This is a genomic window from Pseudomonas sp. FW305-28, from assembly GCF_017351395.1.
In the GTDB taxonomy this organism is placed as follows: domain Bacteria; phylum Pseudomonadota; class Gammaproteobacteria; order Pseudomonadales; family Pseudomonadaceae; genus Aquipseudomonas; species Aquipseudomonas fluorescens_AA.
In genome coordinates this window covers 1-12,857 of record NZ_JACNDD010000177.1, presented here as the reverse complement: position 1 = coordinate 12,857, position 12,857 = coordinate 1, and the positions used below count along the sequence as shown (strand labels likewise).

General features: G+C 59.7%; 9 protein-coding genes. 8 read left to right on the top strand and 1 reads right to left on the bottom strand.

Translation table 11 applies throughout. The annotated features are described in order from the left end of the window. Window positions 1-3,725, bottom strand: a 3,725-nt coding sequence (locus J4E53_RS27065; RefSeq protein WP_207268225.1) for a dermonecrotic toxin domain-containing protein, incomplete at its 3' end; no start/stop codon positions are given. Window positions 3,726-3,888: 163 nt separating this feature from the next. Between J4E53_RS27065 and J4E53_RS27060 the strand changes: the two genes are divergently transcribed. The 8 genes from J4E53_RS27060 to J4E53_RS27025 form a co-directional block, all read left to right on the top strand. Further along, on the top strand, window positions 3,889-4,842 hold the full coding sequence (locus J4E53_RS27060; RefSeq protein WP_060739536.1) for a LysR family transcriptional regulator: 954 nt from the start codon (window positions 3,889-3,891) through the stop codon (window positions 4,840-4,842). A 624-nt stretch (window positions 4,843-5,466) separates the two neighbouring features. After that, window positions 5,467-6,378, top strand: coding sequence for a dihydrodipicolinate synthase family protein (locus tag J4E53_RS27055; RefSeq protein WP_060739535.1), 912 nt, complete (start codon window positions 5,467-5,469; stop codon window positions 6,376-6,378). After that, complete coding sequence (locus J4E53_RS27050; RefSeq protein ID WP_103310908.1) at window positions 6,371-7,888, top strand: aldehyde dehydrogenase; 1,518 nt, start codon at window positions 6,371-6,373, stop codon at window positions 7,886-7,888. The genes J4E53_RS27055 and J4E53_RS27050 overlap by 8 nt, the downstream gene beginning before the upstream one ends. Further along, entirely contained in the window at window positions 7,885-9,231 is a 1,347-nt protein-coding gene (locus tag J4E53_RS27045; RefSeq protein WP_060739533.1) for an FAD-binding oxidoreductase, read from the top strand. Before J4E53_RS27050 ends, J4E53_RS27045 begins: the two co-directional genes overlap by 4 nt. Before the next feature lie 70 nt (window positions 9,232-9,301). After that, the gene (locus J4E53_RS27040; protein ID WP_060739532.1) at window positions 9,302-10,150 is read left to right on the top strand and encodes a glycine betaine ABC transporter substrate-binding protein; all 849 of its coding nucleotides are present in this window, start codon (window positions 9,302-9,304) and stop codon (window positions 10,148-10,150) included. Window positions 10,151-10,228: 78 nt separating this feature from the next. Beyond that, window positions 10,229-11,347, top strand: a complete 1,119-nt coding sequence (locus J4E53_RS27035; RefSeq protein ID WP_060739531.1) for a glycine betaine/L-proline ABC transporter ATP-binding protein — start codon at window positions 10,229-10,231, stop codon at window positions 11,345-11,347. After that, window positions 11,344-12,192, top strand: coding sequence for a proline/glycine betaine ABC transporter permease (locus J4E53_RS27030; protein WP_060739530.1), 849 nt, complete (start codon window positions 11,344-11,346; stop codon window positions 12,190-12,192). Before J4E53_RS27035 ends, J4E53_RS27030 begins: the two co-directional genes overlap by 4 nt. Then, window positions 12,189-12,857 (top strand): proline/glycine betaine ABC transporter permease (locus J4E53_RS27025; protein WP_207268224.1); only part of this gene is annotated, 669 nt, incomplete at its 3' end. The genes J4E53_RS27030 and J4E53_RS27025, both read left to right, overlap by 4 nt.

Here is a 12,857-nt window from a genome sequence, read left to right as displayed (position 1 = left end):
TGTGTAACGATTTCGATGTCGAAGGGTTCATAGTTTGCGAGCGAACTGGTGAAGTTTGTAATGTCTTCGCTGGTGAGCAGCATGGTATTTCGCTGGGTCTTGCCTTTGTTGACAATGAGATAAGGCACGCGATTGTTCCTGATTTCCGTCAACAGGCCAGGCTTGTGCATGCGCTGCTTCTCTTCCCGAAGCGCAGCGATCATCTCGTTGTAGTAATCCTCCGAAACCATGTAGTTTCCTCGGGCGGCCTGCGCTTGCGGGCCATCCCCCGGATATAACGCCTGGGCCTTGGCATTCAATTTGGCTTCCACGGCGTGCAACATGGCCCCGGTGTCTTTGGATATCTTGTCCATGGCCACTCTTTTCCGGCCTTTATGAGGCGTGAAGGTCATGAAGACTGCGCCGGTCAGGTTGTCCGTGATGATGGTGGTGTGCACCTGGATTCGATCTTCGGTAAAGAACACGTTTTTGTGCGAAATGATCGTGTCATATATTTTTATCTTTTGTGTTTCGCTCAGTTCGACGTCAGGCGCGTTGGCTTCGATGTCCTTATAGCTAAGGGTCACGATTCGCCAAGTGTTCATCTTGTCCAGCAGATCGTCGTGGGTGGCCTGATGCCGGGACAGATTGCCCCGGCCCTGGGTCAGGTCCCTTATTTTCGAGAGATAGGCGTTGAGGTCGAGCGCGTCTATGTCGGCCATGCTTTCGTCGAGTATGCGTTCGAGCAGCGCGTCAGGCATGGTGTGGAAAATCTCCTTTGCCGTGTTGACGGCTTCGAGGGTGGGGTAGCGATTGTTGACCAGCACCCCTTCCACCAATGCATTGAACGTTCGCTCTCGCGGCGTCTGCGGGGCTCGTCTGAGCAGGCTCTGGAGCGCGCCGCCTCCGCGTAGGCGCTGTCGTTCTTCAACCTGCCAACGATCATTCTCCCAAATGACAGTCCGTTGGTTGGAGCGGTTGTCGGGCGCGTAGATGATTTGCTCGCCTGCCTGGACCGCCGTCTTGTAATAGCCGTTCTCCAGCATCAAGTAGCCTTGCCCGCTTGCATCCCGGTACCGGTGGCGACCCTCGTGGATCAATCCGTGGCCGTCGAACCCTTTGAGCCGGTACGGCTCCAGCTCCGGGGCCGTCATGGGGGGGAGCGCCGATAGCGCCGGGCGTGCTTGTCTGCGACGGCGTCCGGCGCGGGCCATGATCAAGTCCTGCCCCGCCTCGGCGATGACCTCTCCCAGCCCGCCGATAAAATCAAGGGTCCACTGCTGCAGGCTGCCGTTTTCATCGTCTATCGCCGACACCGCGGCACCGCCGGCCATGGTCGGCAGGATCGCGCGTCCCAGCAGGCCCCCCAGCCGGCCTGCCGGGAACATCGACATCGCCCCCGTCAGCAGCATGACGGCGCTGCGGCGTCCCTCTTGGGCGTAGGTGCTGTCGCGCTCGGCATGGGTCACCGTCAACATGTCTGCCGTCTTGAGCCCATGGGCGATTTGCGTCTCATGCAACGCTTTGAACACATCCCCCTCGACGATGGGCGAAGCGATGGTCTTCGCGAAATCGTCCTGTGCCCTGTCCTGGGCCCACGCGAAGACAGACTGTGTGACTTTCTTGATTTTTTCCTCGAGCGCCAGGTCCTCCGAGGTCGGTGCCATGCTGGCAAGTTGCTTGGCCTGTTCGAGCAGCGGCAGGTGCGAAATGAGCCAACGGGTCATCTCCGACGTGGCAGTGAGTGTTTGCACCAAGGTTGTTTCCAACGCCCGCGCGCTTGGTGCATCCACGTCCCTGAACGTCTTTCCGTCGGGGGCGCCTGGTGTGTAAAGCGTCAACGAAGGGCGGCTGGCCGTCGCCTTCACCCCAAACGCCAGCACTTCCCTCAGCACGCTGTCGCCCCATTGCAGTTGGCGGACCACCACCTCGTGCCCGTTGACCTTGTCGCGCGCCGCTGCGGTCGGGCCGTCCAGTGCGGCCAGCACCAGCTTCAAGCCGGTATTGTCCCGGTCGTGCCGCAAGTCTCCCGAAATATGCGCGGCCCACACTTGGGCGCGCATCTGTTGCGCTTTCAGGGCCATCCACTGCGCCTGTTGTTCCCGGGCCACGCGTTGCAGCTCGACCGGGAGCCGGGCGCCGATGTTCGCCCTCTCAATGACGTCCACAATTTGCGCGAAGCTCAGCGGCCCTTCCACGGTTGGGTGAGAGGCATGGCGTTCGTCCTGGGTCAGGTTGGACATCGCCCACTGCGTCAGGGAGCGACGGTCATCGACGATTCCCCTCACGCTGCCTTGCGAGACCCCGGAGCCAAACGGCGAGCTACCCGTCGGTGCGTGGGGATCGACCACGGTTCTTCTGATGCTCAGGGACACGTCCTCAGGGTCGACCGGCGGGTATTTCGCCTTGATGACATCGGCGAGCAACTGACGGGTCCGGTCACGAAGCGCGTCCATGGTGGCCAGCGTCACCGGGTCCGGCGGCGGGGGCTGATCCGTCAGGGCGTTGTGCAGGGCTCGCGTCGCCGCCCACCATGCCAGGCGATCGCTGGCGGTAACGTGCGGGTTGCCGTGCAGCCAGTCATTGAGTCTCTTGAGGTTTAGCCGCAGTTCGCGCTCCTCCATGGCGTTCGCCAGGTCCAGCTTGTGGCCGATGTCCGCCGCCGCATCGACCCTGTTCATCCAGGCGGTGATTTCTTCCGATGTCGCGGGACCGTCCAGCACGGCATCGCGCACGGCGGTTTTCTGCCCTGTCCGCAGTTCCGTGACCAGGCGCGCGAGGAAGTGCTCGGTGACAGGCGCGATGTCGACTTCATCCCCAGCGTTGCCGTCTTTAGCCAGGCCGGCCGTGAGCGCCACCAGGGTGTCGTACAGTTGCAACGGCTGGCCCGGGCGGTACAGCACGGCATGTCCCGAATCGCTGGTGTTGTCATGCCGCGACAAGGCCACGGCGCCCGACACCGGTATGCTGAAGCCCCACCGGCGGGGTGTGATCCCCAGGCTGAACACCCCGGGTCGGACCCGTTCCGCCAACTGTGCGCGAGACGCTGCGTCCGGCGCCGACAACGCATGGTCGGTCAGCGCCTGATGCATCTGCGGGCTCAATGTCGTGTCCAGCCGATGCAGATCGGCCTGGACTTTTAGTTGCCTGGCGAGTTCGTCCGCCAGCCAGTCGCCGACGTTGCGGTCCTGGCTGAAGTCGGCCGGTTTGTTCCAGAACTCATCCAATGCACGGGTGAGCAGTCGTTCATAGAGCGCCGGCGTGGCGCTGATCAGCCGCTTGATTTCAGTTTTTGCGGCGCGCTCGTTCAGGGCGACGGGCGCTGCGGTGGTGCCGTCCCGATGGGTGACAATCTCGATGTCGTCCAGGTCACGGAAGAACGCCCGCGGATCGATCCTGCCAGCGACGACTTGCAGCAAAAGCGTCTCGAGCAAGCGGGTGTCCGTCACCGTCTTACCGGTTGCCGGGTCATCGGCTGTGCGCTGCGCAGGCGCGATCATCTCTTCTCGCAGCGTGCGCACGGACAGCTCGTGCACCGTCATGCTGCCCGCCAAGGCAGGGAAGGTTCTCCTGAACCAATAATCCAGGTGTTGCCTCATCACATTGGAAGGCCTTGGGATGGCGTCGTTCAGGCGGATCATCTGTTGCTGCGACGCCTTGAGCTGGCTGATCAGCGGGGCATCCGGCAGCGCTGCGCTGTCGGCGAACGGTAAGTCATGGGACGTTGTAAGGGAGGTGTGTTGCACTGCTTTTCTTCCTGGAGGAATGTTGGCAGTACAACCTATTCAGGAAAAGTTCGGGTGGGTGGTATATAGGTACCGCATGCGGGGAGGGGCGATAGCGTAAGAAGATCTCTATCTCAGTTCCCAGTATCTGCCTATTTCTCAAAATGGATGACTCGTTAAAGCTATGGTCAAGCACATCGATCCAGATTTGACGTTGTTGAAGATGCCTTCTCTCAAGGCCGTCAAGTCCTTCGTGGCAGCCGCCAAATATCAGAGCTTCACCCGTGCCGCAGAGGCGCTGTGCGTGACCCAGGCAGCGATCAGTCGGCAAATTCGCGAGCTTGAAACGTACCTTGGCGTAGAGCTGTTCAGGCGAGTAGGTCGTGCGGTCGAGTTGACCGAAGCAGGCGCCATTTTCTTCGACGCAGCGCAAATGTCATTCGTAAATATCTCCCAGGCGGCTGAGCGCATCCGCACCCATAACGCCGGGAAGCGCGTGCTGACCCTGTGCTGTTCTCCCGCATTTTCGGCGCTATGGCTGGCGGCGAAACTGCCTGCCTTTTTCAGCCAGAATCCCGATATTGATCTCAACCTGATCACCACCCAGAACTTTCTGTCGATGGAGCCTGGCATTCGCCCGGACATTTTCATCACCAAGATGGCCCGGATTCAGGATGGTTACCGCAGCTATCCGCTGTTTCACGACGTGATCTATCCGGTCTGTACCCCGCAATACCGAGACGCCCACCCGGAGTTGTCGAGCCTGGAAGGGCTGCGCAATGGTGTGCTGCTCAATCTCAGCCCCTATGGCCGCTCGCAGGTGGCGGAACATGTGGACTGGAATGTGTGGTTCGCCTTCCATAACGTCAATCTTGACGAGCGCCCGCACGACAGCCCTCACGTGCTCAATGCCAACGACTACAACCTCATCATCAGCATGGTGCTGACCCATCAGGGCGTGTCTCTTGGCTGGAACCACTTGGTGACAAAGCTGATTGACGACGGGTTGCTGGTGCGGCCGGTCGCTGAAGAAGTTGTGCTCAAGGAAAGCCAGCACTACCTGACGTTCAGGGAAGACCGCGAGCACGACGAGGCCTGTTGTCGGTTCAGGGACTGGGTGCTGTCGCAGTTCGAATGAATCGGCCATCCGCGACGCGAACGACATCCTGAGCGTCCAATCGATAACATTTTTTTATGCATTGCCCAGTGAAAAGGTTTCTTGTTGGCAAGCGCGTTCGACACGTAATCTTCACACAAGCCGCCAGTAATCCTCGGGTCGATGCAAGAGGATTCGAGGCGTGCAAAAGCCGATGGAGACCTTCCATACGTGCTGAAAATAAGAAACCGTCGTCACTGCCAATTGAGATAGATACGGTCTGACTATGTTGATTAAAGCGATTGCTCATCTGCCCTGTGTCGAACAGTGTCTGCCTGATGTAGAGGCCGTGTCTCGACCGAACGTATTCTAAAGTTTCAGCGTTTTTTCTGCGGCCTGCTCGATGTACTGAGTGGGTCTGGAAATGTGTCTCGCTGGGCGATTGCGAAAGAACATTGAAGTTCTTGCGTTGATAAAGGTTCAGGATTAAATCCTGAGTCAACGTCATCCTCACACCTGCGTTATTTGTTTTTACATCGGGGCACGTCCCGGAAATCAGATGGACTTTATTTCGTGTTCCAGGGCTTCGGCCGCGTACGTTTTGCTGTTGTTAATTGGCCGTTTCTTTTTAAACGCCACGGCCATTCCTATTCGGAGAATATCGTCTTGAAATTCGAAGGCATTTACACACCGGCGGTCACGCCGCATACGCCTGATGGTGAAATCGACTGGCGCGTCTTTTCCGAGGTTCTCGAATCTCTGATCGAAGCGAAAGTGCACGGGATCATCATTGGCGGTTCCACCGGCGAATATTATGCGCAGACTGCCGAGGAGCGCCTCAAGCTCGCCGCACATGCCAGGGAAGTCATCGGCAGCCGCGTACAGTTGATCATCGGCACCGGCGCCATTCGCACCGAAGACGCGGTGTTGTTTGCCGAGGATGCCAAGCGGATCAAGGCCGACGCGATCCTGGTGACCACACCGCCCTACGCGCTGCCGACCGATCAGGAAAACGCCATCCACGCGCTGACCATCGACCGCGCGGCCAATATGCCGATCATGTTGTACAACTATCCGGGTCGCATGTGTGTGCAAATGAACGAGGAATACCTCGCTCGGGTCGGCAAGTCCAAAAACGTAAAAGCCATTAAAGAAAGTTCCGGCGATATGGGCCGCGTTCATTTATTGGCCCGTGAATTTCCCCATATCGCCTTGTCTTGTGGTTGGGATGACCAGGCACTCGAGTTCTTTGCCTGGGGCGCCAGGAGTTGGGTGTGTGCCGGTTCCAACTTTCTGCCAAAAGAGCATGTTGCGTTATATGAAGCCTGTGTCGTCGAGAAGAACTTCGATAAGGGCCGCCAGATCATGTCCGCGATGATGCCGCTGATGAATGCGCTGGACGGCGGCAAGTTCGTGCAGTGCATCAAGTTCGGTTGTGAATTGAACGGGCTCGCAGTCGGTGACGTACGTGCGCCATTGCGTCCGCTCAATTCGGACGACAAACGCAGCCTGCAGACCGTCATCGCCAACGTGAAACGTACCGTCGCCCACATCACCTCGGGAGCCAACAATGCGTGATCTTCTGACTGCGGCCGAATATGCCGCCATCGCAAAGTCGATGTCGTTTCCGAACACCGCCTTCATCAATGGCGCCTTCAAGCCTGCGATTTCCGGCAATACCTTTGCCACCGTCAATCCGGCTACCGGCGAGCTTTTGACCGAGGTTTCGGCCTGTGCTGCCGAAGACGTGGACTATGCCGTCAGCAAAGCCAGGGAAGCCTTCGAAGATGGCCGCTGGAGGCTGCTGCCCCCTGGCGAGCGCAAGGCCGTGCTCCTGAAGTTCGCCAAGCTGCTGGAAAAGAATCGTCATGAACTGGCGGTGCTGGAAAGCCTGGACAGCGGCAAACCGGTGCGTGAATGCCAACTGGTCGACGTGCCAGACACCATTCACACCCTGCGCTGGCATGCCGAGGTGATCGACAAGCTTTACGACCACACCGCGCCGGTGGGCAACGATGCCTTGACCATGGTGGTGCGCGAGCCGATTGGCGTTGTGGGCTGTGTGCTGCCGTGGAACTTCCCGCTGTTGATGCTCGCCTGGAAGATCGGCCCTGCGCTGGCCGCCGGTTGTTCGGTGATCGTCAAACCCGCTGAACAAACCACCTTGACCACACTGCGTGTCGCCGAGCTGGCCTTCGACGCGGGTGTGCCCGCTGGCGTGCTGAACATCGTCACGGGTACCGGCAAGGACGTGGGCGAACCCCTCGGCCTGCACAAAGATGTCGACATGGTGAGCTTTACCGGCTCAACCGCAACCGGTCGGCGCTTCCTGCATTACGCCGCCGATTCCAATCTCAAGCGTGTAGTGCTCGAGTGTGGCGGCAAGAACCCGGCCGTGGTCATGGACGACGCCGAGGATCTCGACCTGGTCGCCGAGCAGGTGGTCAACGGCGCGTTCTGGAACATGGGCGAGAACTGCTCGGCGACTTCGCGCCTGCTGGTTCACGCATCGGTCAAAGACGAACTGCTCAAGCGCATGGGCGCCTATATCCGCGAGTGGAAAATGGGCGACCCGCTGGACCCGCAGAATCGCGTGGGCGCACTGGTCAGCAGCGACCATTTCGAGAAAGTGAAGTCCTACCTGGATTACGCCAGCACGAGCAATCTGGAAGCCGTGTATGGCGGCGATACTCATGACGGTGCCTTTATTCAGCCCACCGTAATCGACGGTGTGGATCGCGACAGCCGCCTGTTCCAGGAAGAGATTTTCGGCCCGGTGCTGTCGGTCACGACCTTCAACTCGATCTGCGAAGCCATTGCCCTGGCCAACGACACCCACTACGGGCTGGCCGCTTCGGTGTACACCGGCAACCTGCGCCGGGCGATCAAGCTGGCTCGCGAAATCCGTGCCGGGATCGTCACTGTCAACTGCTTCGGCGAGGGCGATGCATCGACGCCGTTCGGCGGTTACAAGGAGTCCGGTTTCGGTGGTCGCGACAAGTCAGTGTTCGCCCACGACCAGTACACCGAAATCAAAACCATCTGGATCGATGTGTCTGATCGGTCGGTTGACGAGACCGTAAAATGAGCGATCACACCATCAAGCGGCTGCCGGTAGACACCGGTGTTTCAGGCTGGGAGGCGATCTCCACGCGTTCCGCCCCTGTGCGAATGCTTGATGGGAACGTGTCGGCGGACTGGCTGATCATCGGTGCGGGATTCGCGGGTCTGTCGGCGGCGCGTCGGCTGTCCCAGCTACGTCCCGACGACACCATCGTGGTGGTCGACGCCCATGAAATCGCCAAGGGCCCTGCGGGGCGCAACTCCGGTTTCATGATCGATGTGCCCCACAGCCTGTCCTCCGGCGAATACTCGGTGGCCGGTGAGTCCGCCACTGCGCAGGAGATCGCACAGAATCGCTTTGCCATCGACTTTGCGGCTCAGGCTGCGGTTGAGTACGGCATGTCGCGGCAGACCTTCGACCCCTCCGGGAAGATCAACGCGGCAGCCACCGAGCGCGGCTTGAAGCTGAACCTCAAGTACGCGAAATCCCTGGCGAGGATCGGCGAGCGGCATGAGTTGTACGACGCCAAACAGATGCTGGAAATCACCGGCTCGAATTACTACCACGGTGGGTTGTATACCCCCGGCGCGGTGATGATTCAGCCGGCGCAGTACATCCGCGACCTGGCGCAGGGGCTGGGGCAGAAGATCAGCCTCTACGAGCGCTCGCCGATTGTCGAGCTGTCGAAGTCCGGGGCCGGCTGGGTGGCGAAATCCCACAAGGGCCGGGTCTCGGCGCCGAAAGTCATCCTTGCGGTCAATGGCCACATCGAAGACTTCGGGCATTTCAAGGGGCGGCTGCTGCACGTCTTCACCTACGCCTCGATGACCGCCGGATTCAGCCACGACGAATTCAAACGCAACGTGACCGGTCACGACCGCTGGGCGCTGCTGCCCGCCGATCCGATGGGCGCAACGGTGCGCAAGATCACCTCGAACGGGCAATCGCGCATCGTCATTCGCACCAAGTTCACCTACGACCCGACCATCACCGTGACGCCGATGCGTGTTGCGGCGGTGGCCGAAGAACAACGGCATTCGCTCGACGCACGCTTCCCGGAGTTGAAATCGACACCCATCGAATTCAGCTGGGCAGGGCGCCTGTGCCTGAGCCGCAACAGCGCGCCAGCCTTTGGCGAAGTGGAAGAAAACCTCTACGCCGCATGCTGCGAGAACGGTCTGGGCACGGTGAAGAGCACCCTGGCCGGGGTCATGGCCGCCGAGTTGGCAAGCGGTACGCAGTCGGAGTTTTTGCAGCGCTACAGCCAGGCTCCAGGGCCGAGCAAGTTGCCACCGAAGTTGTTGACTCAGTTGGGCGTCAGTTCAGTCATTCGCTGGCAGGCACTTAGGGCCGGTCGGGAAGGTTGAGGTCGAGTCGCAAGACCGAGGTTCGTTAAACATCCATAACCAGTTTTATAAACGTAGATCGGGGAACGCCATGAAGAAAATCTGGAAGGCAGTCTGTGCGGTTGCGGTAGCAGGCATGATGAGTCTGCCGGTTCACGCCGAAGAGAAAACCATCACCATGGGCACCATGAACTGGGAGGACTTGACCCCCATCACCGGCATCACCAAGAAGGTGCTCGAGGACTCTGGCTACACGGTCAAAGTGGTGGAGTTTTCGGAGTGGGGCATTGCCTATGCAGCCCTGACCAAGGGTGATGTTCAGGTTCTGGCCTCCCAGACCGATTACGCCGCCTCCGATTACTGGAACAAGAATAAAAACAGGCTCGAAAAACTGTCGCCGGTCTCGTTCGGTCTGTACCAGGGGCTGGCGGTGCCCAGCTATGTCGACATCGATTCGATCGATCAACTCAATGCCAACGCAGACAAGCTCGGCGGCAAGATCATTGGCATCGAGCCAGGGTCAGGCTTGATGAGCGATGCCAACAACGTGGTCAAGGCCTATGACCTCAAGCTGAAACTGGTCGAAGGCAGTACCGCTGCGATGACCGCCGCGCTGAAGTCTGCTGTGGACCGCAAAGAGTGGGTGGCGGTCACGGTGTGGGATCCGTCCTGGATGACCAAGAAATTCGACCTGAAGTTTCTGAAAGACCCCAAAGGCATCTTCCCGCCGCTGCAAGGCTATTACTGGATCGGCCATAAAGGTTTCGCCGAGGGCAATCCACGTGCCCGTGAGCTGATGGCCAGTGTTTACGTGCCTATCGCCGACATCACCGCCATGAACGCCGAGGTCAAGGACGGCAAGACCATGGATGAGGCCGTCAAGGGCTGGACCGACAGTCACGCCGATTTGTTGAAGCGCTGGGAAAACGTCAAGAAGTGAAACACAACGCTTTTTTTGCCACTGCCGCCTTTTGATCAATGAGAGAAGTCAGCCAAAACTGACTCGACGGGTTACGACATGACAACGGCTAAAATTGACACTAACGAAGTGCTGGTAGATTGCCAGAATGTCTGGAAAATCTTTGGGGAAAGCGCACCTGCCGCGATGCAAGCTGTCGTTCAGCAGGGGCTTACCAAGACCCGGATTCTGCAAGATTACAGCTGCGTGGTCGGGGTCTCGAACGTCAGTCTCCAGGTCCGCCGTGGAGAGATCTTTTGCATCATGGGATTGTCCGGCAGTGGCAAATCCACCCTGATCAGGTTGCTCAACAAGCTGATCACCCCAAGTTCCGGAAAGGTCCTGGTCAAGGGCAAGGATCTTTCTACGCTTTCAGCGGCACAATTGCGCGAAGTACGCGCCCGGCACATCGGCATGGTCTTCCAGAGCGTGGCCCTGCTGCCCAACCGCACGGTGCTGGAAAACACCGCGTTCGGCCTGGAAGTGCAGGGCATCGGCAAGGCCGAGCGCTACAAGGTGGCTGAGCGTGCGCTGGCGAAAGTGGGCCTGAGCGAATGGTCGCAGCGTTACCCCAGCGAGTTGTCCGGGGGCATGCAGCAACGTGTCGGCTTGGCCCGGGCGATCACTGCCGACCCGGAAGTGATTCTGATGGACGAGCCGTTCAGCGCCCTCGACCCGTTGATCCGCCGCCAGCTACAGGACGAGTTCCGCCAGCTGACGAAAGAGCTCGGCAAGTCTGCGGTGTTCATTACCCACGACCTGGACGAAGCCATCCGCATCGGCGACCGCATCGCGATCATGAAGGACGGGGTAATCATTCAGGTGGGTACCGCCGAAGAAATCGTCCTCAAGCCTGCCGATGATTACGTGGCCGAGTTCGTCGCGGGCATCTCGCGCCTGCATCTGGTCAAGGCCCACTCGGTGATGACCCCGGTCGCGCCGTTCAAGGCGGCCAACCCCGGCTGTGATATTGCGCGACTGATCAAGACCAGGCTCGATGCGGACATCAACGAGCTGATTGGCCTGACCGTGAAATCCGAGCGCGATGCGTTGGCGGTGGTCGATAACGACGTGGTCGTAGGGATCATCACGCCTCGTGATCTGCTGCGCGGTGTGCAGGGAATTGCGAATGAATTCTCAGCCTCGTCAGCGACCGCTGCGCTGGAGGCTTCGGCATGAGCACTCCCGACTTTTCCAGTCAGTTCGATTCGGCCATCGATTCCAGCCTGGAGTGGCTGGCCGATCACGGCGAGTTCCTGTTCAGCGCGGCCAACGATGCGCTGACAGCGGTCTACAAAGGCGTGCTCTGGTGCATCGCCTTGCCGCCGTTTTACGTCATTGCGCTGCTGTTCGCGCTGATCGGCTGGCGCTTGATCGGCCTTCGTTTCGCGATTCTGTCGGGGCTGGCACTGATGTTTTGCGCTTTTATCGGGCTGTGGCCGGAGACCGTGAGCACCCTGGCTCTTGTCCTCACCGCGACCTTTCTGGCGCTGTTGGTTGCAATCCCGTTGGGCGTGGTCGCGGGGCTCGCGCCTGCATTCGACCAGGTGGTCGATCCGTGTCTGGACCTGGTGCAGACCATGCCGCCCTACATTTATCTGCTGCCTGCCATTGCGTTGTTGGGATACGGCCCTGCCACTGCGTTGTTGGCGACTTTCATTGTCGCGCTGCCACCGGCCTTGCGCCTGACTTCGCTGGGCATTCGCATGACCCCCAAGGAGTTCATCGAACTGGGCGACGCCAGCGGTGTGACCGGGATGCAGATGTTCTTCAAGATCCGCCTGCCATTCGCGATGCCCAGCATCATGGCCGGCGTCAACCAGAGCCTGATGATGGCGTTCGGCATGGTCGTGATCGCCGGGATCGTCGGTTCCGGCGGCCTGGGAGAGTCGATCTACGGCGCGGTGCGCACGCTGGACATCGCCAAGTCGATCAACGCGGCCATCGCCATCGTCATCCTGACCATGATCCTCGACCGCCTGGCGCAGAGTGCAGCGCGGCCTCGTATGGGAGAAAGCCAATGAGCATCGCCGACCTGCGTTTTTCCCCCGGTGAGTTTCTAGCCCCCGTCGTGGACTGGCTCAACGCCAATCTGCATGGTTTGTTCGTCGCCATCAGCCAAGTGGTAGAGGCTGTGCTGGGGCTGGTCGAGCACCTGTTGCTGGCGCCTCATCCCTACGTCATGATCGCCATCGTCTTTGTTGCCGCGTTCATCTTCGCCACCAAACGTGTGGCGGTGTTCGCGGCGTTGATGTTGGCGTTCTGCCTGTTCTCTGGCCTGTGGGTCGCGTCGATGCAGACCATCGCGCTGGTGTCCGTGTCGGTGCTGATTTCGGTGGCGATTGCCTTCCCGCTGGGTGTTCTGGCCGCTCGGGTCAAGCGCGTAGACGATGCGTTTCTGCCAATCCTCAACATCATGCAGACCGTGCCGCCTTGGGTGTATCTGATTCCGGCGGTGATCCTGTTCAGCCTGGGGCGTGTTCCGGCGATCATCGCCACCATCGTCTACGGCATTCCGCCGATGCTGCGCCTGACCACGCTGGCGTTCAAACAACTGCCCAAAGACCTGCTGGAACTGGGGCAAGCGTCCGGTGCGTCGCCGAAGGACATTCTGTTCAAGATCGAATTGCCGACCGCCGCACCCACGCTGCTGGTGGGCCTGAACCAGTGCATCCTGATGTCGCTGGCC

What these genes read in the sequence shown, in the direction of transcription:
- J4E53_RS27050 (WP_103310908.1), top strand. Translation starts at nt 6,371, where the DNA reads ATGCGTGATCTTCTGACTGCGGCCGAATATGCCGCCATCGCAAAGTCG.
- J4E53_RS27060 (WP_060739536.1), top strand. Translation starts at nt 3,889, where the DNA reads ATGGTCAAGCACATCGATCCAGATTTGACGTTGTTGAAGATGCCTTCT.
- J4E53_RS27035 (WP_060739531.1), top strand. Translation starts at nt 10,229, where the DNA reads ATGACAACGGCTAAAATTGACACTAACGAAGTGCTGGTAGATTGCCAG.
- J4E53_RS27045 (WP_060739533.1), top strand. Translation starts at nt 7,885, where the DNA reads ATGAGCGATCACACCATCAAGCGGCTGCCGGTAGACACCGGTGTTTCA.
- J4E53_RS27030 (WP_060739530.1), top strand. Translation starts at nt 11,344, where the DNA reads ATGAGCACTCCCGACTTTTCCAGTCAGTTCGATTCGGCCATCGATTCC.
- J4E53_RS27040 (WP_060739532.1), top strand. Translation starts at nt 9,302, where the DNA reads ATGAAGAAAATCTGGAAGGCAGTCTGTGCGGTTGCGGTAGCAGGCATG.